This window comes from Engelhardtia mirabilis, from assembly GCF_007748095.1.
Taxonomy (GTDB): domain Bacteria; phylum Planctomycetota; class UBA1135; order UBA1135.
The window spans coordinates 2548497-2572577 of record NZ_CP036287.1; the positions used below are offsets into that span (position 1 = coordinate 2548497).

Genomic DNA, 24081 nt, shown 5'->3' on the forward strand with positions numbered 1-24081 from the left:
TCGGGCGGCGCGCCGCTCCGGCTGTCCCCGCTACCTGTCGCCGACTTGCCAAGCGCCTGACAAGGCCCGGACCGTCCTGAACCCGAGATCGCGGTTGGTCTCGAGGCCAAACATCTCGTTGCGCGCGCCCGAGCGGCCGGCGGACCTGGCCTGGCCCTTGTGACGCACCGGGTAGTGGGGCCCGTAGGTGTCCTCGGGGTCGGGGTGTCGGTACTCGCCCGTTGCGGGGTTGAACTCACCCCTCTCGCGATAGCCCCAGTACTCCTCGCGGCACCACTCGCCGACGTTGCCCACCGTGTCGTGCAGGCCGAAGGCGTTGGCGGCGTAGATCCCCACCGGCGCGTGCAAACTGAGGACCGGCCAGTGGCCGGTGTGATCCCCGTCCACGAAGTCCACCGGTCCGCTGAGCGAGGTGTCGACGACCAGGTCGCGACCCGCTTCGAGGCGATCGCCGAACCAATAGATCGTGTCGGTCCCCGCGCGATTGGCGAACTCGAACTGCGCCTCTGTGGGCAGGTCGAGGCCGATGTGCTTGCCGAAGAGCACGGCCTCGCCGTGGCGCACGGTTTCGACCGGGTGCCGCGCCGTCACGACGTAGTCGAGGTGCCCCTCGCCTGGACGCCAGTAGCTCGTGTTGAAGCCCATCACGCGCTCGAACTGTCCCTGAGTCGTTTCGAACTTCGAGATGAGGAAGGGCGCCAGGGTCAGGTGCGAGCGGTCACCCAACCACTCGTGGGGCAGCGCCTCGGGATCGTAGTTCGGACCGTCGGGATCCTGCGCTTGGCGTCCGAACCAGAAGCTGCCACCGGGCACCAGCACCAGGACCACCGTTGTCTGCGACGTGCATTGAATCCTGTCGTCGGGCCCGGCGCGTTCGGGAATCTCGCCCGCGCGGCCCCACACGGCGAACTCCTCCAAGCCTGAGTGGGGATCCGGTCCCAGAGGAATCAAGCCAGGCTGGGGTTCGATCACCAATCCGCCGTAGGTCGGCGCCTGCGCGATGCGCTCGATCGTGGCCATCCACTCCTCGCCGAGCGCGCCGACGGTCGCCGCGTCTCGCGCGGCGGCGTGGCCGCGTCGATTGAGCACGTCGTAGTAGCCCCCGTGCTCGCGGGCAGGATCGAACAGATCGGTTGCGACCTCCTCGGGCTCACGGTCGCGCGGGGGGAACTCGCCCACGGGCCGGTCCCGCCACCGCGTGGTCGAAAGCTGAGGCTGCAACCGCTGGGCCAAGCGGTCCGCCTCGTCGAGCCAAGCGTCCAAGTCCCCGAGCCGACTCGGGTCGGCGGGCCACAGGCTGCGAGCCTGCTCCTCGAGCACCCGCGCACGGTCCAAGGCTGCGTTGTGATCGATGGAGCGGTTGAGGGCGCTGACCTTGCCGAGCGAGCCGAGGGTCACACCCAGGGCGATCGAGAGCAGCACGAACGTCGCCACCAGTCCGGCAAACAGACCGCGGTTGCGGCGCACTAGGGACTGCAGTCGGTGGAAGCCCGTCGCGCGGCGGGCGCGCACCGGAAGGCGTGCAACCGTGCGTCGCAGGTCGTCCGCGAACTCGCCCGCCGTGCGTGGGCGCAGCTCCGGATCCTTGGCCAGGGCAGCGCTGGCCAGCACCTCGAGGTCGCGCGGCAGGTCCGGGCGCACGCGCCGCAGCCGCCGCGGCGCGGTGCGCGAAATGCGCGCGATGGCCGAGGCCGGGTCGAGCCCCGACAGGTCGATGGGGGAGTGACCCACCAGCAACTCGAACAGCATCACGCCCAGCGCATAGACGTCGCTGCGCTCGTCGACCAGCTCCACGCGACCCTCGGCCTGCTCGGGGCTCATGGTCGCCAGGGTGCCGACGATCTGCCCGCTGAAGGTCAAGAGGGTCGAGCGGTCGGTGCCCGTGATCGCGGCGATGCCGAAGTCGAGCACCACCGCACGGCCCTCGCTGGTGACCAGCACGTTGCTGGCCTTGAGGTCGCGGTGGATGATCCCCGCGGCGTGCGCGACTTGAATGCCGTCGGCCACATCGGCCAGGGTCTCGACCACGCGCTCCCAGGTCCAGCCCACGCAGGCCCTGTCGATGGGCACACCTTCGATGCGCTCCATCGCGAACCAGGGCACGTCGACGCCGGCAATCGAGTCGACGCCTGCCGCGTAGATGCGCGCCAGGTTGTCGTGTTGGAGTCGCCCGAGGATCTCGGCTTCGCGCTCGAAGCGCTTGACGGCCAGGGGCGCGTAGCGATCCCAGCGCAGGACCTTGAGCGCTACGGTGCGCCGGGGACGCTCCTGCTCGGCCAGGTAGACCACGCCCATGCCGCCCCAACCGAGCTCGTCGAGGATGCGGAAGCCGCCGATGGAGTGGGGCCGCGCCGGCGGTGGACCGGGGGCCATGCGCTCGGGCGAGTCCTCGAGGAAGCCGGCCGCCTGGTCGTGGTGATCAAGCAGCTCGCGCAGCTCGTCGACGATCGCGGGGACCGCGGAACGGAGCCGGGCGAAGTGCACCTCGCGCTCTTTCATGCTGAGCGGCGCGAGGCGAGCGAACTGCTCCACCAAGCCGAGATCGGATTCCGAGGGCGCCATGAGAGCGCCGTGAGGCTAGCGCGCATGGGCCGCCGGGATCCAATCCGGAGCGGTCCAACCGGTTGCTGGCGGCCCCCGATCGCCCCTTGGCGGTGCTCTGTGAGTCGGCGCGTTGGCCGGTCGCGCCCGCGAGATGGGTTGCCGGGCACAGCCGAGGGCCCGTTGGGTCGAACGGTTGCCGAAGTTCGGGATCGATGGCGCGGCCACCCGCGTTCGCAGCCCTGGGCGACTCGGTCTAGACTGCGCCCCTGACCCTCTCCAGCGACCCTGACAGACCGCTCCAGCCATGTCCGCAACCGCCCGGCACCGCCTCACAGACCGCCACGTCCTCGTCACCGGAGCCGGTACCGGCATCGGCCGCGCGATCGCCCTGCGGCTGGGAGCCGAGGGCGCGCGCCTGACCCTGGCGGCGCGCACCGTGGAGCGCCTCGACGAGGTGGCCCAGCAGATCCTCACCGCCGGCGGGCACCTGCCGGGGACGGCCGCGCTCGACATTCGTGATCGCGCCGCCGTGGATGCGGCGTTTGCGGCGGCGGCGGCGGAGCGTGGGCCGCTCTACGCGCTCGTCGCCAACGCGGGCATCGGTGGCGCCAACGAGCCGGGCCCCGACGATCGCTTCGACGACCTGGTCGCGACCAACCTGACTGGGACCTACTCCTGCTGCCGCGCCGCCCAGCGCCACCTGGCCGAGGGGCCCGGGGCGCGGCACCTGGTGCTGATCGCGTCGATCCTGGGGCGCATCGGGGTCGCCGGCTACACCGGCTATTGCGCGTCGAAGACGGCCCTGACCGGGCTCGCGCGGGCCCTGGCCATGGAGCTCGCGGCGAACGAGGTGCAGGTCAACGCGGTCTGCCCCGGCTGGGTCGACACGGCCATGGCGCGGGAAGGCATCGACGGCATCGCGGCCGCCGTCGGCTGCACCCACGAAGAGGCCTACGCCATGGCGATGCGCGACGTGCCGCTCGGGCGAATGTCCGAACCCGAGGACGTGGCCGGAATGGTGGCCTGGCTCCTGTCGTCCGACGCGCGCGGGGTGACGGGTCAAGCGCTCGACATGAACGGCGGAGCCTTCATGCTCTGACCGCGGTTCGGCTGCCATGCCTGTGCGGGCGAACTCGCGCGGGGAGCAGCCCCCTGCGGTCCGATCCGCTCACGCAACCCCGTCCGGATCGGCGGCTACTTCCGCTGCGGCAGCGGCAAGGCGATCGCCGCGATGGCCGGGATCGGCGGGAAGGGCATCGAGAAACGCCAGCCGCGCAGCTTCTCCGACGACCAACCGACCTGTTCCAGGGCGTACGCCACGATTTCGGCGCATCCGGGCACCTGGGCCGAGGCGAGTCCCGTCAATCCGCGTCCTAGATCGACCACGCGTTCGCCGAAGGGCAGGCTGCGACCGGAGCGCTCACCGGCGGCGAAGGGTGAGTGCCCGTCCATGCGACCCAAGAGCCGCACCTCGGGGAAGGGCGGCAGTTGCAGGTCTTCGTGCACGAGCACGTCGAGCTGCACGTGTTCGACCGGTGTGATCAGGTTGGTCCCGATCTCGCTCCAGCCGTCATCCGTGTCGACGGTGGCCGGGCCGATCTCCCGCGTCACGGTTGCGTAGACGCAGGTGAGTTGTGCGGTGTTTCCGATCGGCCCGCCGGGCAGCACGTAGCGAACCTGGTCGGAGGTGGGCTCCGCGTCCACGCGGGGGAGGGGCGACGTGCAGAACTGGGGCAACAACGGTGCGCCGCCCGGACCGCCGGCGGGCGGCACGATCGGCTCGGACTCCGACGGCTTCGGGAGGCCGGCATCGAGGTCGTAGGACTGGCGTCCGAAGAGCTGCCAGCGCACCTCCGGTCGGATCCGGCGGAAGTCGAGCAGGCCGCCGATGTCGAGGGTGTCGACCCAGCCGGGCTTCGAGGCACTCGGGTAGAGCACGGTCGCCGACAGTTGCACCCGAGCCTGGACGCCCCAGATGGCGCTGTTGCCCTGGAAGGCCAGGCGCCGGGCGGCCTCGAGGGTCTCGGGCTCCAGGCGCTCGTGGGCCAGGCCCTGGACCAGCATCTCGAGCGAGGAGCGGTCCCCCGCGTGGCGGTTGACCATGGCGTCGAAGCGCTCGATGGCGGCGGCCAACTCGGCGTCCCGCTCGGCGCCGGCCATGCTCCCCAGGGTGTCCCGGACGATCTTGAGCCCACTGTTGCCCGGGACGAATCGCAGGGCGGCGGCCGGATCCGAGGAGGCGATCAGGCGCGACAGCTTCCAGGTCAGGTTCTTGTTGAGCCCGAAGCGGCGACTGAGGTCCTGGGGGCGGCTCGGATCGGCGTCCAGGGACCGCAGGAGCCGGTCGACGGCCTGGCGCAGCGACTGGACAGCGACACCGAATTCATCGGCGAAGGCGCCCGGGTGGGGCGGCGCGGCGGCTTGGGGGACGAGCTCCATGGGGGAAGTGTAGACCAGCGGGGGGGAATCGGAGCATCTCCCGCGATATTACCGGGGGAAAGTTGCAGTGAAGTGTCCGCGAACGCGGTACAACCTCCCACGGCGACCGCGCTCGACCCCACCAGGTCCCCGCTCCCGCCGAGAGACCCCCGCACAAGCGTCCCAACCAGTCGTCGGCCGAAGGCGACTCGGGACCTCCGACCCGCCCGGTGCGGGTCGCACTGAACCTCGCTACCCCAACCGCTGGACCCTCGGAACATGCAGAAGCTCACTCCCCTCGCCGCGCTCTTCGCCGGCTCGATGCTGGCCCCGGCCGCCCTGGCACAGGCCGAACTGGTCCAAGCCCTCGGCAACGGCGGCGCGATCGACGTCAGCCTCGACGGCTCGGTCGTCGTCATCGGCACCAACACCTGGACCGAGTCGGGCGGCTTCGTGCCGGTCGCCGGCACCAATGGCCTGGTCGCCATCGATGCCGCTGGCGTCAGGCTCGCGGGTCAAGTCGTCGACGGCCTCGCCTTCAACAACGCCGGCTACTGGGACGGCGCCACCTGGACGGCCCTGGGCAGCGTCAGCGGCAACTGCGACGCGAACAAGTCGTCGGCCTACGACATTAGCGCGGACGGCGGCACCGTCGTCGGCCTGGCCTGGGACGGCTGCACCGCGCGCGCCTTCTACTGGACCCAGCCCTCGGGCCTCGTCGCCCTGACCGGCGCCGGCAGCGGCAGCTACCGCGCCAACTGCGTCGACTTCTTCGGCAGCACCGTGGGTGGCTGGGACCGCATCAACGGCTCGAGCAACCAGCCCGCCGTCTGGACCGACCTGTCCATGCCCCCGACGATCGTCGGCGCCGACGGCGAAGTGCGCGCCATCTCGGCCGACGGCACCGTCTTCGCCGGTCAGGAGAGCTTCCAGGCCGCGATCATGCGGATCGGCCAGCCGGCCGAGTACATCCCGACCCCGGCGGGCGTCGCGGCGGGCAGCTCGATCCTCTACGACTGCGATGCGGCCGGACAGGTCTTCGTCGGCCAGGGCGGCGGTGCGGGTCCCTTCGCCGCGCCGGCGGCGATCTACTACCGCGCGGACGTGGGCTCGATCGCCCTCGCCGACCTCGCTGAAGGTCTCGGCGCGACCCTCCCCGTGGGCGCGACCATGTCGGTCGCCTCCGCGGTCTCCGCCGACGGCCTGACCGTCGTCGGTGGCCTGCAGACCTTCGCGCCGTTCCCCAGCGACGCGTTCATCCTGCGTCTGCCGGACGCCTTCCTGCTGCGCGACACGGCCGACATCTCCCTGAGCCTCGGCGGAACCCAGAACCTCGACGTGCTCGCGGGTCCGGACAAGGCTGGCGACCTCTACTACGTGCTCGGTAGCGCCAGCGGCTCCGCGCCCGGCGTGGTGGTCGACGGGATCAACATCCCGCTCAACCTCGACTCCTACTTCCTGTTCACGCTCAACAACGCCAACACGTTGATCGCGAACTCCTTCGGCTTCCTCGATGCCACGGGCAAGGCCAGCGCGTCGATCACCCTCCCGGCCGGCTCCGACGCGAGCCTCGCCGGCCTCAGCGTCGACCACGCCTACGCCGTCATCGACAGCACCCTCTTCGGGGTCAGCGCGGCCAGCAACACCCAGTCGCTGAACCTGATCCCCTGAACTCGAGCGGCGCGGACGGCGAGTGATCGCCACCCCGCCGCCAACGGTTCCCCCCCCGGCTGGCCCGGCGCGCTTCGGTTTCACCGTCGCGGGTCGGGCCGGCTTCGTTCGGGCTGGTCTGGATCGGCTTTGCCGCAGCGGGTCAGCGCTGACTCTCGAGCCACTGGATGTGCTTCTGCATCTCCAGTGCCCAGCGCTCCACTTCGTCGAAGCGGCGCAGGAAGGCGTCGGCCGGTGCGAGCAGGTCGTCCAGACCGTCCGGACAGGTCACGGGCCCGTCGGCCAGGACCTGGTCGTAGAGCTCCAAGAGGCTCGCCATGTGGCGCTCCTTGGTGAAGCGCGCCACGGAGTCGAGGCAGCCCTGTTGGATGCGCCGCTGCAAGGCGCCGTCGCCGAGCAATTCGAGGATCTTCGCCGCCAGGTCGCGCTCGTCGCGTGGGCGTGCGAGCAGGCCCGTCTCGCCCGGTCGCACCATCTCCGGCAGTCCGGCGATGTCGCTGGCGATCATCGGCAGGCCGCTCAAGTAGCTCTCGTAGGTCGTGACCGGCGAGTTCTCGCACCACCACGACGGCAAGACCTGGCAGGTGGCGCGGCCCAGGTGCTCGCCGACCTGCTCGTGGGGGACCCGGCCCAGGAAGATCCCGTCGGCGTCGAGTCCGAGTTCGGATGCGAGGGTCTTCAGCGGCTCCAGCTCGGGCCCACCGCCGACCACCGACAGAACCGCGTCGGGCCGGGCGGCGAGCACCAGGGGCCAGGCGCGCACGAGGGTCTCCACGCCCTTCTCGCGCACCAACCGGCCCAGGAACAGCACGCGATTGGAGTCCCTGGGGGGCAGGTCCGCCGCCGAGCGCGCCGAGTCGTCGCCGCCGTCGGTCCACAGGGGCACACCGATCGCGCGCGGGAAGCCGTGGGCCGCGAGCTGCTCGGCCAGGAACTGGCTGGGGCAGGCGAAGGCACGCAGGTTGCGCTTGAGCGCCTCGTAGCGCAGCTTCCAAGCGGTCACGATGCGGCCGTCGAAGGGATAGTTCGCTTCACAGCCGTGCTCGAAGCACTTGCGTCCGGGTCCGCCCGAGCAGACCGTCCCGTCGCCCCAGGTCATCCACGAGTTCGGGCACAGGTAGCCGAAGTCGTGGGCGGTCATCATCACCGGCACGCCGAGCCGAGCCGCGGCGCCCAGGAAGCCCACCGGGAAGTGGTGCACGTTGTGCAGGTGGATCAGGTCCGGGCGGAAGCCGCCGGCGAACTCGGTGAAGGTGCCCTCGAGCTCGGGGTCGTGCACCAGCCGCGCCGCGTCGAACTCGGGCCGCTGCACGATGCAGGTCCGATCGCTGCGCTCGGATCGCTCGGGGTCCCCGGCGAAGAAGGCCACGTCGTGGCCGCGCGCGCGTAACTCGTCGATGAGCCCGTGGCAGTAGATCTCGGCGCCGCCGACCTTGCCGGCGAAGGAGTTGACCTGGACGATCCGCATGGGGGGGAGTGTAGGAGGGAGGGCGCGGGACTCAGCGCAGCTTGCGGAGCAGTCGCGCGGCTCGGCGGCGAAGGCCGCGCAGACCGCCGGCCAGGGAGGGCCCACGCTCGAGATCGGAGCGGTGCCTCGCGAGCTCGCGCGCCCACGCGGCGACGCGCAGGTGATCCGCGAGCAGGTGCTCGGCGGCGGCGAAGAGGTCGTCGTCCACGGGACCCTGGCCGACGGGGCCCTCGGACGCGGGCGTGGCCAGGGCCGCCAGCACGCCTTCGATCGAGAGAGGCGGGCCGAGCAGCGCGACTCGCAGGGCCGCGGCCAGGTCCGGGTGGGGTGTGAGTGCGGCTGCCGCTTCGATCGGCACGGACGGCTCGCGCGGGCTCGCGGGCTCCGCGTCGCCGGCCCCCAGGGGCGCTTGCCCCAGGTTCACGGCTCCCAGGCCCAGGTCGGCGGGCAGCCTGGCGGGGTGGACAAGGACGGTCCGATCGGGGGCGAAGCTCGCCACCGCCGCTGCATAGGCCTCGGTCGCCGCCGGGCAGTGCAGACCGCGTGCCGTCGCTGACGACGCCGCTTCCAGGGCCATTCGCCGCACTTCGTGACCCGCCGCCGCGAGGGCCCGGGCCAGGTCTCCGGCCAGTGCACGCGCGGAGGGCGGGTCCGCCGCTGGGGCCCCGGCGGGGATCGGTTCGACCAATAGAAGTCGCATGGGGGACTGCGGCCGCGACGGGCGATCCCGGCGGGGCGTCCGGGAAGCTAGCCCACATCCGTCACCGGGATCCACGGCCAGCACGTCCAATCGGTGGCCCGCGGATGCCTGTCGCTCCCTGACAGCGCCTTCCGAGCCGCCTGGCAGGCAGAGCGCCGAGCCCCGGTAGCGGGGGGAGCGACGCGCATGGGCCGCCGACTGACGAGAGGCGGCCGTAGGCACGCCGTTTGGGCGTGCTGGGCGCGGATCCTGGTGACCGAAGTGGGCTAGCATGGGAGCCGATGCGCATCTGCCTTGTCGCGCACGGCTTTCCTCCCCACGAGCTCGCCGGCGTGGAGAACTTCACTGCCGGGTTGGCCCGTGGACTCGCCGCTGGCGGCCACACGGTGGAGGTCTTCGTGCCCCGTCGTCGCCCGGACCTGGCCGACCTGTCCCTGCGCCGTGAGCAGCGGGACGGGTACTCGGTGCAATGGCTGACGGTCAACCAGGGCGCGACGAGCCCGAAGGAGGTTCTCGAGCCGCGCGAGCACGCGGCCCAGTTCGGCCGCTACCTCGATCGCTTCCGGCCGGACGTGGTGCACTTCCAACACGTGTTCCGGGTCGGCGCAGCGCTGCTCGAGTCCGCCAAGCTGCGCGGCCTGCCGGTGGTCTACACCGGCCACGACTACTTCCCGGTCTGCCACCGGATCACTCTCCTGCGACCGGACCTCGAGCGTTGCGAGACGATCGGTGATCCCGACGTCTGCGCCCGCTGCGACCTCGGACTTTCGTTGCTCAACCAGCGCGAGGAGCTGGGCGACTACCACATGGGAGCCTTCGCCGAGGATCTTCCGGACGAGGTCCGGGAGCGACTGGCCGCGACCCTGGTCGGTGACGAGCCGGCTTCGGGCTTCCCGAGCGAGGAATGGACGGCCGCGCGCGAGCGGCGACGCGGCCTCGATGCCCGGCGCGCGGAACTTTATGGCCAGGTCGACCGCTTCCTGTGCCCGACGCGCTTCCTGGCCGAGCGCCTCGTCGAGGGTGGGATCGATCCGGACCGGATCGTGCACTTGCCCTACGGCATCGACACGTCCGCCCTCACCGGATTGGATCGTCCGACCGTAGCGGAGCTGGCGCGGCGCCCCCTGCGTTTCGGATTCATCGGCAGCCTGACCAAGCACAAGGGCGTGCACGTGCTGCTCGAGGCCTTCGAGCGCGTGCGTGGGCGCGCCGAGCTTGTGATCCACGGCGACTCGACCGATCGGGTCTACGTGCAGCGCATGGCCGAGCGCGCCGCGAGCTTGGGAGTGCGCCTGGCCGGCGCCTTCGACCAGCGCGAGCTGCCGACCCTGTTGGCGGCGATCGACGTGCTCGTGGTGCCGTCGATCTGGGTCGAGAACTACCCGATCGCGATCCGCGAGGCCTTCGCCGCCGGGCGCACCGTGATCGCCAGCGACGTGGGGGCCTTCCCCGAGAGCGTGCGGCACGGGGTGGACGGCCTGACCTTCGCCGTGGGCGACGCCGTGGCCCTGGGCGATTGCTTGGAGGCCTGCGTCGACGACCCCGAGTTTCTCGTGCGGCTGGTCCGCGGCATCGAGCCGGTTCACACGCTCGAAGCCCACGTGGCGGAGCACGAGCGCATCTACGACGAGCTGGTCACCGAGCGCATCGCGGCGCGGAGCCATGCGGTGGATCAGGTGCTGCCACACCTGCGCGGCATCGCCGCGCGCTACGAAGAGCTCGAGTCGCTCGCTTCCGAGGACCTCCTGCGGCGGGCCTTGGACGAAGTGGGCCGACTGGCGCAGCAACTCGGGGCGCCCGCTGCCTCGGCGGGGGAGTGGATGGCCAGGGCCCTGGCGCGGGACGTGCGGACCCAGGATCTGCTGCGCGATCGCGAGACCGAGGGGAACTATCTGCGCGCAGAACTCGAGCGTCGCGACGAGGTGTCCGCGGAGCTCGAAGCGCGCGATGCCTGGCGGGCGGAGCAGCTCCGGGGGGCCACGGAGAAGCTCGCTTGGCTCGAACAGCAGCTCGTCGGCCTGCGCGAGGAGAATGCCTGGCGCAAGGAGACGACCGAGTCCCTCGAGGGCACGGTGGAGTCGCTCCAGAGGTCGGTCAGCTCGCTCGAGGCGGAGCGCGACTGGCGCGTGGGCACCGAGGCGGCCGCCCAGGAGCAGGCGCAGCGTGCGTCGCGTCGCCTGATCGAACTCGAGGTCGAGTTGGACGGGCTCACGGCCGAGGTCCGCGCCCTGCGCGACGTGGTCGCCCAGCGCGAGGAGCAACTGGGCGAGTTGCGCCTGGTCCACGGTCGCAGCGAGCAAGAGCGAGCCTGGCGGCAGTCCGAGATGGACGCTGCGGTGGCCCTCGTCCACGGTCGCCTGCGGGGTCTGATTCCCGCCAGTTTGGCCCTGCGCGACGAGCTGCGGCGCTGGCGCGGAGAATCCGGTTCGGTAGTCGGCGATGAGCCTTCGGAGGCAGGGGCGTGAGTGGATCCTCGGACGCCAACCCGTCGCGACCGGTCTCGGTCGTGATGCCCTGCCTCGACGACCGCGAGCTCCTGCGCGAGCACCTGCCGCCGCTCCTGGCCGAGTGCGCCCGGCGAGGGCTCGGCGACGAGGTACTGGTCGTCGACGACACCGGGCGCGACGCCCTGTCGGCCTGGCTCGCCGAGCACTTTCCACAGGTGCGCTGCGTCGCGCGCGAGGTCAACGGCGGCTTCGCCCGCGCACTGTTGGACGGCGCCCAGCGCGCGCGGCACGAGCTGCTGTTCGCCATGAATCCGGACATCCTGGTACACCCGGGGTTCCTGGAGCCGCTCATCGCGCAGCTCGCCGAGGACGAGGTGCACTCGGTGGTGCCCAAGATCCTGTTGCGCGGTCAGCCCGACGAGATCGAGTCTCTGGTCGAGATCGACCACCGGCGCGATCTGGCCTACGTGCGACAGCGCGGCCTCGAGGGCGAGGCTGCGCGTTTCGACGGAGCGGCCCGCGACGTCAACTACGCCATCGGCGGCGCGATGCTGGTGCGGCGCAGCGAGTTCGTCGCGGCCGGTGGCTTCGATCCCCTCTACGAGCCCTTCTACTACGAGGACGTGGACCTGGGTTTCGCCGCCTGGCGCGCCGGCCGCCGCGTGGTGTACGAGCCTGCGAGCGTGGTCGAGCACCACCATCGCGGGACGATCGCCAAGCACGTGGACGAACGCTTGGTCGTGGCGGTGATCGAGCGCAACCGATTGCTGTTCCAGTGGCGCTTCCTGGATACGCCCGAGAGCGTCGAGCGGCACCTGTCCGGGCTCTACCGGGCGATCCTCGACGCGCACCTGCGCGACGAGCGGCAGGAGTTGATCTGGATCGCCCTGGCCCTCGAGCAGCTCGAGGCGCTGCGCGAGTCCCGCGCCCGCCTGGGCCCTGCGGCGCGGACCTACGACGAAGTCTGCGAGCGCAGCCGACCGAGCTGAACCTGCACGGCGCCTGCCGTCTGATCCCAGGTCCAACCGGCCGCGTGGGCGCGGGCGGCGGCCTCCCGCTGGGGCGTTCGATCGAGCTCGAGGCCTTCGCGCAGGGCCTCGAACCAACCGTCGACGTCGAGGGGCGCGATGTGCACGGCCGCGGTTCCCAGCACCTCGTTCAAGACCGGTTCGTCGGACGCGATCACCGGGCAGCCGTGGGCCATGGCTTCGAGCGGGGGCAGGCCGAAGCCCTCCGCAAGACTCGGGAAGGCGAACAGGCGCGCGTCGGCGTAGAGCGCCGCGAGCTCGCGCTCGTCCACCGATCGACGCCATTCGATCCTGTCGGCGGCGGGCGAGTCGCGCAGCGCCGCCGCGATCGCATCACAGCGATAGCCGGGCGGGCCGGCGATGATCCAGCGGTGGGGGAGCCCGGCGGCCACCAACCGCTCGAAGGCACGTAGGACCGTGACGTGGTTCTTGCGAGGGTCGAGCCTGGCGACCGTCAGCAGGTAGGGGCCGCGCGGGGTTCGGCCGAGGTCGGGAGTGACCCGCGTGGCGTGGTCGCAGCCCAGGGGCACGACGTCGATCCTGTCGGGATCTGCGCCCAGTTGCGCGGCCACGAGGTGGGCCACGTGCTCGGTCGGAACTTGCAGACGCGCGCACCGCTCGACCAACGCACGGGCGTGGCGCTCCATCCGCGCTGCCGTCGGCGGGTCGACGAAACCCGACCCGCCGTCCAGGTACAGGGTGTCGAAGATCGTCGCCGTCTCGATCGCGCGGCGCACGGGCAGGTGGTTGAGCTGGGTGTGGTGGAAGACGTCGACACCGCCGAGCAGGTCGTCCGCTCCGAGGCCGGTCAGGCGCCGCAGCGGGCGCCAGATCCGTGAGGGCACTCGCACCCGGAAGAGCCGCGCACTCGCAGGAAGATCGAGCTCGGATGCGGCCAGGCGCGGAGCGGCCAGGGTGGCGCCGAAGAGGCGCAGCCGGATCGCAGGCTCGCCCGCTCCGAGGGCCCGCACGGTCTCCCGAGCAACCCGGCCGATGCCCTCGCGGTTGACCAGGGCCGGCCTGAAGTCGATCCCGAGCCTCGTGGGACGCCCCTCGGGCGCCTCCCAGGCGCATTCCTTGGGGGCGAATTGCAAAGAAGTGCCGGGCTCAAATGGGTTGCAAGGGGCCCCTATCGGTAGTCTTAGTGCCCGAGCCCACGGCGACTGTCGCTGACTTGGACGCTTCTTGACCGGACCTTCTTCCCGGCCCCCTACCGTGGGCGGCTCGCGGCGGGCCGGTGGGCGTCGCCGTCGCGGTATCGGCCAAACCCTCGACGCTCGATTCGGCAACGAACATGAACTTCAAGACACTACCCCCCCTCACCTGTGCCGCGCTGGCGATCGCTCCGTTTGCGACCGCTCAGGACAGCGTGGCCATCGGTGGTCCGCTCCCCGGCGATGCCGTGGGCCCGTACATCACCTCCGAACAAGGCAACCGCTACACGGTCGACCTCCAGCCGCTCTTCAGCACCTGGGGCACCGAGTTTGCGATCGGCCCGATCTCGAAGTCGAGCAAGACTTCGAGCTCGTTCACGACCAACCTCATGGCGGCCTCCGGCGTCAGCCGTGAGATCCAGGTCAACGTCCCGCTCACCGGGACCTGGGCCGAGCTCACCGTCCCCGGCGTCGGTGTCAACGACGATCCCGGCGTGAACCTCGCCCCCGTCCAAGTCGCGGCCACCGCTGCCACGGGCGTTCAGCTCGCGGCCGGCTTCGCCGAGTTCGGCACCACCGACGGTGGCGCCGGCTTCGACGGTGCGATCGCCAACATCATCAACTACGACCCGACCAACCCCACGCGCCTGTACGTCAACCGCGTCAACGCCGCTACCAACGGCTGCAGTGACACGGACGAGCTGACGAACGTGGCCTTCGGTGCGATCAACGCGACCGGCGAGCTGCTGGTCCGCTCGGACGACTTCGGCACCTCCGGTGTCGGCTGCGCGCCTGGCACCACTGGGAACAACCTGTTCTACGTCAACGCGGCCACCCGCGATCTGACCAAGGTCAACGCCCTTTCGGGCTCGATCTTCACCTCGGGTGACTTCCTTTCGACCTTCGAGCCGGTCAGCGCCGCGACCGACACGTTCAGCACCCCCGCGATCATCGACATCGCCGGTGTGCCGTACATCGCGGCGACGAACTTCTCGAACGAGTGGGTCACCAAGCCGGCCCAGCTCGGCGGTCCCTTCCCGGGCAAACTGACGCACTTGGCCCCCGGCGTGACCAGCACCCGCGGCACCATGTCGGTGACCGAGGACGCCTTCCCGTTCCTCGGCGCCACCGAGGGCGTCGGCGCGATGATCGGTGACATGGGCAGCGGCACCGACACCATGAACATCTTCGGCATCGGCGCCGGCGGAGCCGTGACCGGCACCCTCGCGCTGACCCTGCCGGCGGTGATCACGGACAATCTGACCGGGTTCACCAACCTGGCCGGCGCCAACGAGATCGACCACTACCACAGCCAGGTCGCCTTCAACGGCGGCAACGGCCAGATCGCGATGAACGTCGACCACCTGGGCAACCTGCTCTGCGCCGTGGTCGTGGATCAGCCCAGTGACGGTGGGGCCGACTGGCCCGTGCACTACATCGCGGTGGCCCGCGTCTCCCCGACCGGCACGGTCGCCTGGACCATGGCGGCCTACCAGGACGGCGTGGGCGGCGGCAAGCCGTACACGGACGGCGCCGGCACCACCCTCGGTAACCTCGCCGAGCTCGGCGCGGTCACCGGCGGCGCCCCCCTCGGCCCGTCGACGAGCTCGCCGATGATCGATTCCTACGGGAACGTCTACTTCTTCGGCGCCTCCTTCGACCTCGGCCCGTCCGGCTTCGACACCGGTCTGTTCCGCGCGGTCTACGATCCGGCGACCTTCAGCTACGAGCTCGAGCAGCTCTTCAAGGTCGGTCGCGTGCTCGACAGCGGTCTCGACGCCGGCGGCACCAAGGTTCCCTACCAGATCCAGTTCGTCACCCTCGCTGACAGCAACTCGATCAGCAGCACCGCGCCGTTCAGCCAGAACATCAGCTCGGACGGTCACGCCGGTCAGACCCACTTCGGTGTCTCCGGTCGCGACTCGCTGCACCTGGGTGGCCTGGTCCTCTCGGCCAGCATCACCTACGACGTCGACCTCGACGGTGACTTCGACGACGACGCCGTGGCCGACCCGACGACGCTGGACCAGAACTACCAGGTCCAGCTCTTCATCGGTTCGCCGACGGCCTGTCAGCTCGACCTCGGCGTGGGTCAAGGTCCCGGCGACGCGAACCTGACGGTCTGCGGCACGGGCCTCGGCGCCGGCCAGTCCAGCCTGATCAAGCTGACCAACGTCGCGCCCTTCACCGGCGTGTTCGCGATCCTGTCGTTCCCGGGCCAGCCGAACTTCCCCATCGGTGGCGGCAGCCTGATCTCGGCCTTCGGCCTGGTCGGCGGCTTCCCCCTCGGCTTCAACGCCGACGCCAACGGTGAGTTCAACTTCACCCTCGGCGGCAGCGGCGTCCCGAACGACTTCGTGCTCCAGTTCCTGGCGGTCGACCTGCTCGCCCCGCCGAACTTCCTCGAGCTGTCGAACGCGGTCCTGCTCAGCTTCGGTTGATCCGAGCCGCGGGCGGTGATCCACCGCCCGCGGCCATGGACGAACAAGCGCCCCCGGCTCGATGCTCGAGCCGGGGGCGCTTTCCGACCCGGACGTCCCCCCGAGAGGCTCAGGGCGCGAAGACGGCGTTGATGGCGTTCGAGATCGTGAAGCCCTGGGTCTGGCTCGCGTCGAACACCACCACCTGGATCTGCAGTTGCAGCGGCCCGCCCCCGCCCACCAGTCCCGGAAGCAGGTACTCACCGGCGCCGTCGGTGACGAAGGGCAACAGGATGTCCGGCTTGGGCACGATTACCCCGCCGGCGAAGGGCAGGAACTGGGGCGAGAAGCTGGCCACGAAGGAACTCAGGGCGAGGGGCGGCGCGGAGGTCACCGCGATGTCCGAGCTCTGCCCGCTGCCGAGGCCCGTGCCGCACACGCTCAGAAGCGCGACGCCCGGCCCGCTGAAGCCGAGGTCCGGCTGGCAGATCACCGGCGGAGGGGTCGAGACGAGCGAGTAGTCCACGATCACGGGCCGGTGGTCGGACGCGATCCCGCTCAGAAGCGTCGGCAGCGCGGCGGTGGCGAGCTCCGGCGGCAGATTGCCGCCGGGCAGGGTGTTGGTCAGGAAGACGAACTGACGCACCGTCGTCGCGATGCTGTCCTGGGAGCCAATGTGGTCCAGCTTCGAGTTGCCCTGGGTCTTGGTCGTGCCGCCGAAGAACTCCGTGGCGGAGTCGTAGACCATGTCCGATCCGTCGCGGTCGGTGCCGTCGGTTCCGCCGGAGCTGTCGGCCACGTTCGACTTGGTGATCCAATCCGCGGGGCCCTTGGTGGCGCCGTTCTGGGCCTCGTCCTCGTTCCAGTCGCCGCCGAAGATGACCGGCGTCGCGGCCGGCAGCACGTTCTGCGCCATGGGGCTGTCGGCGATCTTGTTGAAGGGGTCGGGCGTCCCCGTACCGGCGCCGTTGAACCAGTACTCGATCACGTAGGAGGCGCGCTGGGCGGCTTCCACCCGCTGGTCGTGGTCGCTGCTGCTGCCGCCGGCCTTCAAGTGCGCGTTCATCACGACCACGTCGCCGTCGTAGCTGCCGTCGGGCAGGTCGATCTCGGCCACTTGGATCCCGCGCAGCCCGCCGGTGCCCGAGGCGTCGATCCAGGAGGCGGCGCTCGAGGCCACGAAGGGAATGTCGGAGCGGGTCGAGAATCCGTCGCCGTTCAGATCCGCGAAGGGGTAGCGGCTCATCACGACATTGCGGTTGAAGCCGTCCGAGATGGTGCTGACGAAGACGTGGGGCAGGTCGAAGGCGGGCGCGTACTTCTGCACGTAGGCCGTGACCGTGCCGCCCAGGAAGGGGTCCGAGCCGCCGTGCATGAAGCGGTCCAGGACCGTGTTCATCTCCGAGACGTTGTCGGCCCCGCCCACGGCGTCGGCGGTCTCCTGCAACAGCAGCACGTCGGGTTGGAGCACCGCCACGATGCGAGCCAGGGCCTCCCACTGGCCGCTGTTCTGGAGCTTCGGCACGGAGCTGGCCAGGCCGTCCTGGACGTTCCAGGTCATCACCCGCAGGTGCAGCGGGTCGTCCTTGCCCCAGTCGCCGGTGGGCGGGTTGAAGCCCTGGGCGAGGGCCTGGCTGGCGAGGGCGAGGAGGGCGGAGGTCAGGAACACGGGCTGTCGCATGGGGGAGTCTCGGGTGGGGGCAGGGGGGGCGCACGATCGGCGGTCCAAGTCTAGTCCGCCGATCGACATGGCTCGGAGCGAGCCCTCTCCCGGACGTCAAAGGCCCCCCTCAGGTGCCCCTCACGGCGTCCGAATCAACAGCACGCGGTTGTCGAAGGGCATGGCCACCGGCCCCGGCAGGCCCAGGGCCGCCGCCTGCCCGCGCTCCGCCAGGACCCGCACCAGGTTCCGGTGGGTGGTGCTACCGAAGGCGATCTACTGGTCGACCTCGGTCCGCGCCCCGGGCTCCAACAGGCGCGAGTCGACCCAGGTGCCCTGGCGCAGGAAGTAGGCCCGGTCGCCCAGGGGGATCACGCCGGTCAGCACCACCTCGTGGGACGTGCCGTCCAGGTGGCGGTTCATGCGGTTGAGCACCGCCTGCTGGCGCATGGAGCCCGCGTTGATCGACTGGGTCACCGCCGCCCGCCCGACCCGCGCGCGCAGGGCGCGGTCGGTGAGCAGCTTCAGGGTCAGTTGCAGCCACTTCTCCTGGGGCTCGGTGGCCTGCCCGTCCAGGGTCAGGAAGGCCGTGTACTCGGTCAGGGCCCCGAAGCGCAGGCCCAGACGCAGAAGCTCGACGGCGTACTGTTGGAGCTTGGCCGGGGTGTCGCCGCCGGCCCCGGCCGAGCGGATCGTGTCGATCAAGGCGGCGTTGCGGCGGGCGGCCCACAGCTCCGGCACATAGTCGTTGCCCCCGGCCGCGCGGGCGGGCTCGAGCGTCGTCCGGAAGGTCTGCGGCTGGCCCAGGAAGTCCCCCTGGAGCTCGAGCGCGATCGGCGCCAGGCCGGAGTAGCGACCCAGGACCAGCAGTTGGTCGTCGGCGAACATATCGGGCAGGTGCTCGGGCAGGACGTGGGTCACCGCGTCGACCAGCTCGCGGCCATGCTCGTCGACGGCGCGCAGCACGGGACGCGCGAGAATCCCTCCGGTCAAGCGCTCGAGCACCTCGCCCACCGCAAGCTCGATGTCCTCCTCGGGTGCAACGAAGCGGCTGGAGGCGCCGGAGCGATTGGCCAGCCCGTCCAAGAGTGGCGCATTCAGGTCGTCGCCGACGCCGAAGGTGAACAGGCGCCGGCCCGCCGCGTTGCGCTCGTCCGCGAGGGCCAGGAGCGTGCGCTCGTCCTTGACACCCATCGTCGGTCGGCCGTCGGTCAGGAACAGCACGAGCGGCAACTTGCCCGCCGCGGCATCGGGTCGCAGGGCGTACTTCAGCGCGTCATCGATGTTGGTGCTGCCTCCGGTGCTGGCCTGGGCCAGGAAGTCGCGGGCCTCGCTCAGGTGCTTTTCGTCCGCGGCCACCGGCGCGGCGAACAGGGGCTGCACGTCGCTCGCGTAGAGGATCAGGTTGAAGGACTCGTCCGGCCGCAGGCTCTCGAGTACCTGCCGCGCCGCCTCGCGCGCCTGCTCGAACTTCTTGCCGGCCATGGAGCCGGAGGTGTCGAGCACGAAGGTCACCTCCCGTGCGCGCCCGCGCGCCGCCTTGCGGACCGCGGCCGACGGCGCGGCGATCAACGCGAAGTAGCCCCCGGCCTCGGGCTTGTCCGGCAGGGTCGGCGAGGCCACGAGCAACGTGTCGAGCATGTCGTTCGAGGCGATCGGGAACAGCACCAGGGGGCCCGGCTCCGGGTAGCGTCCAGCCGTGGAAGTCAGGCGCAGCTCGTCCAGGGCCACGCGCTCACGCTCGAGCCGGTGCGAGGGGCAGAACACGTCCGCGAGGTCCGAGTCGAGGGCCACGCGCACGTCGAAGATCCACGGCACCTCGAAGCCCTGACCTGTCTCCGAGCGCGGCAGCTCGTAGACCCGCGCCGGGCGGCCGGCGTCGGCGCTGCGATCGGGCAGGGCGTGCTCGTAGGTGATCACGATCGACTGGCTGCCCGTCGTCAACTCGAAGGGCCCCGCCTCCAGGAGCGCATGGCCCGCGAACTCCAAGGGCGCGGGCGCGGCGACGCGCTTGGCCCAATCCATGGCCGAGTCCGGCGCTGAGTCCCGCGCGATCACCCGATGCGCGAGTTCGGCGCCGTCGTCGCCGTGCACCGCAGTCGAGGTCGGCGCGGCCGGCAGCGGCATCCACAGCACCACCGCGGTGGGCTCCTGGGCCGCGGACTCGATGGCAACCGTCAGCCGCGTGGTGGCGGAGGTCGCGCCCACGCGGCAACTGGCCGAAACGCTCGACAAGGTCGGCAGCGTGTCATGCGCGCCGATCGGAGCCACCCCGAGCTGGGGAACGATCAGGAACTGGGGCTCGGGTTGTGGCGACTGGAGCGCGAGCAGCGCGAGGGCGAGGACAGCGAGACCCATGGACGAGATCCTGTGGGGGGTTGAACGGCGGGTACCGCTCGATTGTCGACCACGCTCTCATTCCCCGCGGTCACCGGCGGGTAACGGCCCTTCTCGGCCCATGCTCGGATGCCTGCGACGGCGCTGCTGCTCACGGCACCGATTGCGATCGTGACGCGGGCGATCGATCAGTGGCCGGCGATCGCGCCGCTCGCCGCTGCACCGAGGGCGAAGCCGACCGGTCCGAGCAGCCAGGCCCAGGGGCGCGTGCGCGCGAAGCTGGGCGCGTGTACGGCCAATACCGCCGCGCTGGCTACGGCAACCGCGATCTCCGTGCCCAGGGTCGCGATCGCCGCGCCCTCGTGTCCGTACATCGGCACCAGGATCCCGTTGCCGACGACGTTGAGAGCCAAGGCGCCCACGGCGATCATCAACACGAACTTGGGCCGCCCGAGGGAGACCACCGCGGTCAAGAGCGTCGCGCCGGCGTAGACCGCCGCGGTCGCGCCCAGGAGCCACTGCAAGCTCGCCGTGGCAGCGCCGAAGGGCTCGCCGAACAGACCCTCCAGGATCGGGCGCGCCAGGGGCAGGGCCAGGCCACAGCCCAGGCCGGCGATCGCGCTCAGCGGCTGTCCCAGTCGCGCGGCCGCGACGCCCAGGTCGCCCGCCGCTCGCCGACGAGTGAGCCAGGGCAGGCCGGTCAGGGACGCGTACTGCGCCACCATGATCAGGAACGACATGACCCGGACCGCTGCGTTGTAGCGGCCCAGCTCCACCGTGCCGTCGATGGCCCGCACGAAGACGTTGTCCACGTAGAAGTAGGCCTGCTGCGCGATCAGCGCGATGCCGAGGGGCCAGGCCTCGGCGAAGACGCCCCGCGCCGGTTGGATCGCGATGGTCGGCTTCGGCAACAGGGGCCAGGCGGCGCGGTGCAGCAACAGGTTGGCCAGGGCCGAGCCGGCCGCGGTCGCCGCCAGGTAGGCGCCGGGGGTCTCCACGTCGAAGGCCAGCAGCGCGAACACGGCCACGAGGCGAAAGGTCGCCGCCGCCGCGCGGATCGCCACCGGGATGCCCCAGGCGAGCCTGTTCTTGAACACCGTCGCCGACAGCTCCCAGACGTGGGTGAGCGGGTAGAGGGCGGCGATGGCGATGAACTGCGCGCCGGGCTCGCCGATGGCGAAGGCGAAGGTTGTGACCGCGGCGAAGCTGACCAGGGCGATCCGCAGCCGGATCGAGCGCGCGGCCTTCAGGACCGGCGCCGTGGCCCAATTGTCCGCGGCGCTGCGACGCACCGCGACCGTGCCCGTACCGAAGTCGACCAGCGCGTCGAGCAGGGCGAAGATGGCCAGGTAGAACGTGTAGCGCCCGAAGTCCTCGCCCACGAGCGCTCGGGCCAAGAGGGCCAGGGTGACGAAGGTGCAGGCGGACCCATAAAAGCGTCCGGCCACCTGCAGGGCCGTCGCGCGCCACAGGCGAGCGGGGACCGCGTCGGTCTCGGCCGCGGACTCCGAGACTCCATGGCCCTGGGGCATCGCGGGGTCGCGCTCGATGGGGGGCGGCAGGCTCACTGCCGAGACGTTAGCGTGCGAATGTGCACGGCCGCCCCGCGAGGCTCCCAAAGGCGGTCTTGGACGAGCGACCCGACAACGGAGCGGGCACGAAGTAGGCCGCTCGCCCGCGCGGAGCGGACGAGCGGCCCGTGAAGGAGAAGGGCCGGCGACAGGCCTGACACCCTTCAACTTCGTCCTGGAGCCGTCGCCCCCCGCGTCGACCCCAGGATTCTCGTATCGGGCCTTACGCCCAGTCGCCGGGCCCGTGACCGCGGACCTGCATCTGCTGCGCCGGCGGTCGCAAGTTCGCGCGCCGCCGGCTGATAACATCCGCCGCGCCCATGCCGACCACCTTCTGGATGCTGCTCGCCCTGGCCACGACGCTGCCCCAGGGACCGCCGACCCCGCAGCCCGGGGGACCGACCGCACAGGTGTCGGTGTTGTGTAACGGTGCTTTCGATGAGACAGCACCCGGCGGCGATCAGCGCCTGCCCTGGTGGCGCGTCATCGCGGGCACGCCGCGCATCGAGACCGACGTGGCCGGCTCGGCCCTGGTGACCGCGGCCGGCGAGATCGTGCAGCAGCCCCTGCCGGCCATGGCCGGGGGCGAGTTGGTCATCCGCGGCCGACTGCACGGAGTCGGCACTCTGACCCTGATCGACGGCCTGGGCGGCTCGGCCAGCGAGACCTGGGACGGACCGGGGGACGAGGGCTTCGAGTTCGAGGTGCGCGCCTCGGACCTGGCCTCCGGACTGATGCGTGCGGTCGAGCCGCGCTTCGTGCTGCAGCTCGCCGGCGGCGACCCCCTGGTGCCGGGCGGGCAGGCGCGCTGGAGCGAGCTCTCCGCCCGGGCGACCTTCCCCTGTCCGACCGAGGACGACTTGCGATCCGAGATCCTCGGCCTACTGGAGTGGAGCTTCGACGAGCACCTCTCCCGCAGTCTCGACGACCTGGGTCCGCGGCCGACGGCCTTCGTGGCCCGCGAATTCGACGTCGACACGGGCGAGCCCGTCGGGGCGCCCATGGGTCGCGTCACCTTCCATCCCCTCTACGGCCAACTGCTGCGCGCCTGGGCCGTGGAGCCGCGGGCCGAGTGGGGGGCGGCTCTCGAGCGCTTCGTGCGCGACTTCCTGGAGCTGGGCCTGCACCCCGAGACCGGCTTGCCGCGCTACTGGGACCCGGTGGCCGACGTGCCCCTCGACGACGCCGGGATGGAGATCCGAGTCCACATGGACTTCCTGCTCGACGTGGCGGAGCACGGCCCCGAGGATCTGCGCGCCGACTGCCTGGCCGCGGCCACGCGCATCGGCGAGCACGTGCTGCGTGCCGGCGTGCTGCCCGACGGGAGCGTGGCCGCGCGCTACGTGCCCGGCGACGGGCGCCCGACCGGCGGCACGGTCGCGATTCGCCGGCTGGACGTGCCCTCGGTGCTGGCGCGCCTGGGCGGGATCCTGGGCGACGAGCGCTACCGGGACGTGGCGCGCGAGGCCGTGCTCGAGCTCTCCTACGACCACTACTGGCCGGGCACCTGGGACCGCATCGACCCGGGCTTCGACGACAACTACGGCCACTACGGCGAGCGCGCCCTGGTGATGTGGGAGGCCTGGCCCGACGAGCCGGCTTTCCGGCAGTTGGCCCTGTCCGGGCTCGATCACTACGCGCCCCTGTGGCGCGACGCCCTGCGCTTTGGCGGCAACATCGCGGCCGACCAGGTGCGCTGCTGGCGCATCGCCGCCGGCATCGCCGAGCTGGAGCCAGATCGCGCGGAGCTGGTGCGCGGTCTGCTGGCCGCCGCCGCCGACGTGCACCTGACCGGCCAACAGACGAACGGCGGTCCGTGGATCGACGTGACGGTGGTGAACTTCGATCCCCAACGCCTGCCGGTGGGGGACACCGCGGGCGTGCCCCAGAACCTGCTCGAGGGCCTGGGCCTGGTCTACTCCGACGAGCTCGGTCGGCGCACCGAAGCAGACCGCGCGGCTTTCACCGGTGTTGTGCGCCAGACCCTCGCCAGCTTCGGCGGACCCCACGGCCTGATCGGCACCACCCGCCGCGCCGCCGCCGAGACGGGCAACCCCGCCCGCGGCTCCCTGCGACTGCACCCCGGCCTGCTCGCCATGCTCGAGCAGCTCGATTGAGCGCATCGCCCTTGTTCCAACTCGACGACCAGACCCGTCCGCCCCAAGCCGAGGCCGAAGGACCTCCCGTCGTAGAGGACGAGCACGCCCCCGCCGGCCCGATCCAGACCTTCGAAGTCCTGGTCGAGGTCGAGCGCGCGCACATGTACTACGGCCTGCACCGACCGCCATGGAAGCGCGTCGCGCTGACGGTTCTCGGTGTCGTGCTGACCGTCGTGGGCCTACTTCTCTGGCTGACCCCGGTGCTGCCCGGCGGCTTCCTGGCCTACATCGGCATCCCCCTGCTCTTCGCCGCCTCCCCGCGCATCGAGTCGCGGATCCGGCGCTGGATCAAGCACCGCTTCCTTCGCCTGCGGGTGCGCTGGCGGCGGTGGCGGAGCCGAGCCGGGGAACGTGCGGACACCTAGGTTCGCAGAGCCTCCGAGCCGAGTGAGTCCGAATGCCGATCCTGATTCCGTCGGGTCGGGCCAGGTGCCGGCTCGACGCGCGATGAACGGTGCCGATCGAATCCAGCAGGCGGACGATCCGCCGCCTGTCGGACCGCCG

Annotated in this window: 15 protein-coding genes; 7 read left to right on the forward strand and 8 right to left on the reverse strand. The window is 71.1% G+C overall.

The features are described 5' to 3' along the window. Window positions 1-30 precede the first annotated feature (30 nt). Window positions 31-2562 (reverse strand): bifunctional serine/threonine-protein kinase/formylglycine-generating enzyme family protein, encoded by a 2532-nt coding sequence (locus Pla133_RS09345; protein ID WP_145064647.1) that lies wholly within the window; start codon window positions 2560-2562, stop codon window positions 31-33. Window positions 2563-2848: 286 nt separating this feature from the next. Here Pla133_RS09345 and Pla133_RS09350 point away from each other — a divergent pair, with 286 nt between their 5' ends. Next, window positions 2849-3643 (forward strand): SDR family NAD(P)-dependent oxidoreductase, encoded by a 795-nt coding sequence (locus Pla133_RS09350; RefSeq protein WP_145064648.1) that lies wholly within the window; start codon window positions 2849-2851, stop codon window positions 3641-3643. A 95-nt stretch (window positions 3644-3738) separates the two neighbouring features. On the opposite strand, the gene Pla133_RS09355 is transcribed toward Pla133_RS09350, so the two are convergent. Continuing rightward, complete coding sequence (locus tag Pla133_RS09355) at window positions 3739-4983, reverse strand: hypothetical protein (protein WP_145064649.1); 1245 nt, start codon at window positions 4981-4983, stop codon at window positions 3739-3741. A gap of 258 nt (window positions 4984-5241) precedes the next feature. Here Pla133_RS09355 and Pla133_RS09360 point away from each other — a divergent pair, with 258 nt between their 5' ends. After that, on the forward strand, window positions 5242-6633 hold the full coding sequence (locus tag Pla133_RS09360; RefSeq protein ID WP_145064650.1) for a hypothetical protein: 1392 nt from the start codon (window positions 5242-5244) through the stop codon (window positions 6631-6633). 142 nt (window positions 6634-6775) lie between these two features. Here Pla133_RS09360 and Pla133_RS09365 read toward each other — a convergent pair whose 3' ends face one another. Together Pla133_RS09365 and Pla133_RS09370 are read right to left on the reverse strand one after the other, a co-directional pair. After that, window positions 6776-8101 (reverse strand): glycosyltransferase, encoded by a 1326-nt coding sequence (locus Pla133_RS09365; RefSeq protein WP_145064651.1) that lies wholly within the window; start codon window positions 8099-8101, stop codon window positions 6776-6778. A 31-nt stretch (window positions 8102-8132) separates the two neighbouring features. Beyond that, window positions 8133-8801: a hypothetical protein gene (locus Pla133_RS09370; protein WP_145064652.1), complete on the reverse strand. Its 669-nt coding sequence runs from the start codon at window positions 8799-8801 to the stop codon at window positions 8133-8135. Between the two features lie 281 nt (window positions 8802-9082). Between Pla133_RS09370 and Pla133_RS09375 the strand changes: the two genes are divergently transcribed. Together Pla133_RS09375 and Pla133_RS09380 are read left to right on the forward strand one after the other, a co-directional pair. After that, complete coding sequence (locus tag Pla133_RS09375) at window positions 9083-11266, forward strand: glycosyltransferase family 4 protein (protein WP_145064653.1); 2184 nt, start codon at window positions 9083-9085, stop codon at window positions 11264-11266. After that, window positions 11263-12237: a glycosyltransferase family 2 protein gene (locus Pla133_RS09380; protein ID WP_145064654.1), complete on the forward strand. Its 975-nt coding sequence runs from the start codon at window positions 11263-11265 to the stop codon at window positions 12235-12237. Before Pla133_RS09375 ends, Pla133_RS09380 begins: the two co-directional genes overlap by 4 nt. On the opposite strand, the gene Pla133_RS09385 is transcribed toward Pla133_RS09380, so the two are convergent. After that, window positions 12201-13370, reverse strand: coding sequence for a glycosyltransferase family 4 protein (locus Pla133_RS09385; RefSeq protein ID WP_145064655.1), 1170 nt, complete (start codon window positions 13368-13370; stop codon window positions 12201-12203). The two genes, Pla133_RS09380 and Pla133_RS09385, sit on opposite strands and share 37 nt — an antisense overlap. A gap of 200 nt (window positions 13371-13570) precedes the next feature. Between Pla133_RS09385 and Pla133_RS09390 the strand changes: the two genes are divergently transcribed. Then, window positions 13571-15871, forward strand: coding sequence for a hypothetical protein (locus tag Pla133_RS09390; protein WP_145064656.1), 2301 nt, complete (start codon window positions 13571-13573; stop codon window positions 15869-15871). Window positions 15872-15980: 109 nt separating this feature from the next. On the opposite strand, the gene Pla133_RS09395 is transcribed toward Pla133_RS09390, so the two are convergent. From Pla133_RS09395 to Pla133_RS09405, 3 genes are all read right to left on the reverse strand, one after another. Beyond that, window positions 15981-17531 (reverse strand): endonuclease/exonuclease/phosphatase family protein, encoded by a 1551-nt coding sequence (locus Pla133_RS09395; protein WP_145064657.1) that lies wholly within the window; start codon window positions 17529-17531, stop codon window positions 15981-15983. A 255-nt stretch (window positions 17532-17786) separates the two neighbouring features. Continuing rightward, on the reverse strand, window positions 17787-19868 hold the full coding sequence (locus Pla133_RS09400) for a vWA domain-containing protein (protein ID WP_145064658.1): 2082 nt from the start codon (window positions 19866-19868) through the stop codon (window positions 17787-17789). A gap of 167 nt (window positions 19869-20035) precedes the next feature. Further along, window positions 20036-21415: a lipopolysaccharide biosynthesis protein gene (locus Pla133_RS09405; protein WP_419192290.1), complete on the reverse strand. Its 1380-nt coding sequence runs from the start codon at window positions 21413-21415 to the stop codon at window positions 20036-20038. A 323-nt stretch (window positions 21416-21738) separates the two neighbouring features. On the opposite strand from Pla133_RS09405, the gene Pla133_RS09410 reads away from it, so the two are divergent. After that, the gene (locus tag Pla133_RS09410) at window positions 21739-23535 is read left to right on the forward strand and encodes a hypothetical protein (protein WP_145064660.1); all 1797 of its coding nucleotides are present in this window, start codon (window positions 21739-21741) and stop codon (window positions 23533-23535) included. Between the two features lie 11 nt (window positions 23536-23546). Further along, window positions 23547-23942, forward strand: a complete 396-nt coding sequence (locus tag Pla133_RS09415) for a hypothetical protein (protein WP_419192291.1) — start codon at window positions 23547-23549, stop codon at window positions 23940-23942. The last annotated feature ends 139 nt before the right edge of the window (window positions 23943-24081 follow it).

What these genes read in the sequence shown, in the direction of transcription:
- Pla133_RS09345 (WP_145064647.1), bottom strand. Translation starts at nt 2,562, where the DNA reads ATGGCGCCCTCGGAATCCGATCTCGGCTTGGTGGAGCAGTTCGCTCGC.
- Pla133_RS09350 (WP_145064648.1), top strand. Translation starts at nt 2,849, where the DNA reads ATGTCCGCAACCGCCCGGCACCGCCTCACAGACCGCCACGTCCTCGTC.
- Pla133_RS09355 (WP_145064649.1), bottom strand. Translation starts at nt 4,983, where the DNA reads ATGGAGCTCGTCCCCCAAGCCGCCGCGCCGCCCCACCCGGGCGCCTTC.
- Pla133_RS09360 (WP_145064650.1), top strand. Translation starts at nt 5,242, where the DNA reads ATGCAGAAGCTCACTCCCCTCGCCGCGCTCTTCGCCGGCTCGATGCTG.
- Pla133_RS09365 (WP_145064651.1), bottom strand. Translation starts at nt 8,101, where the DNA reads ATGCGGATCGTCCAGGTCAACTCCTTCGCCGGCAAGGTCGGCGGCGCC.
- Pla133_RS09370 (WP_145064652.1), bottom strand. Translation starts at nt 8,801, where the DNA reads ATGCGACTTCTATTGGTCGAACCGATCCCCGCCGGGGCCCCAGCGGCG.
- Pla133_RS09375 (WP_145064653.1), top strand. Translation starts at nt 9,083, where the DNA reads ATGCGCATCTGCCTTGTCGCGCACGGCTTTCCTCCCCACGAGCTCGCC.
- Pla133_RS09390 (WP_145064656.1), top strand. Translation starts at nt 13,571, where the DNA reads ATGAACTTCAAGACACTACCCCCCCTCACCTGTGCCGCGCTGGCGATC.
- Pla133_RS09395 (WP_145064657.1), bottom strand. Translation starts at nt 17,531, where the DNA reads ATGCGACAGCCCGTGTTCCTGACCTCCGCCCTCCTCGCCCTCGCCAGC.
- Pla133_RS09400 (WP_145064658.1), bottom strand. Translation starts at nt 19,868, where the DNA reads ATGGGTCTCGCTGTCCTCGCCCTCGCGCTGCTCGCGCTCCAGTCGCCA.
- Pla133_RS09410 (WP_145064660.1), top strand. Translation starts at nt 21,739, where the DNA reads ATGCCGACCACCTTCTGGATGCTGCTCGCCCTGGCCACGACGCTGCCC.